1 protein-coding gene is annotated in these 640 nt (G+C 57.8%); it reads right to left on the minus strand.

The window, feature by feature from the left end; translation table 11 throughout:
* The coding region (locus EOC06_RS35715; protein WP_245330063.1) for a helix-turn-helix domain-containing protein at positions 1-450 on the minus strand (450 nt) is incomplete at its 3' end.
* Positions 451-640 lie beyond the last annotated feature (190 nt).

Genomic DNA, 640 nt, shown 5'->3' on the forward strand with positions numbered 1-640 from the left:
CCTGCCGGTTTTTTTTAATACCCGCTCGATCGTCCTGGGATGAAGCTCGACATCGAGTTCGCAGCGGACCAGCTTCGCCAGTTCCCGAGCACGAACGGGTTCGCCCGGGGCCAACTGCGCCTGAAGAAACGCCAGGACTTCGTCGTCGATCTTGTGGGGACCGCGGGGGCCCGGCTTCTTTGGTACTAGTCCCGCAATCCCGGCTGCGTCGAAGCTCGCCCTTGCCTGATAGTAGGTCGGCCTGGAAACGCCATACTCGTCGGACGCCACCGTCACCGACACGTTGTCGATGGAGACGCGCCGCAGCATCTCGTATCTGACCTGCACGGCGTCGTGCGGATCGAAGAACTCGCTGCCCCGGAACTTCGGATCGCCCACCTTCTCGGGGCTTGGATTGAAGGTGCCTTCTTCGATGAGGGCATCCGTCTTCGAGCGCTTGCTGTCGGACATCGCAGACATCGCCGGCTCCGAGTGCGGAAAGAAGCATAATCGTAAATATATTTATGCCGCCATTAACATCGTTGTCAAGGCGGCTTGCGTGATCAACACTGAGAGTGTAGCCGGAATGTCGGGATATGCCCATCATGTAAATCCTCCAGCGGCATAATCTGCCTTACAGAAGCGGCATAATTATCCTTAC

It is taken from the genome of Mesorhizobium sp. M7A.F.Ca.MR.362.00.0.0 (genome assembly GCF_004023175.1).
Taxonomy (GTDB): Bacteria; Pseudomonadota; Alphaproteobacteria; order Rhizobiales; family Rhizobiaceae; genus Mesorhizobium.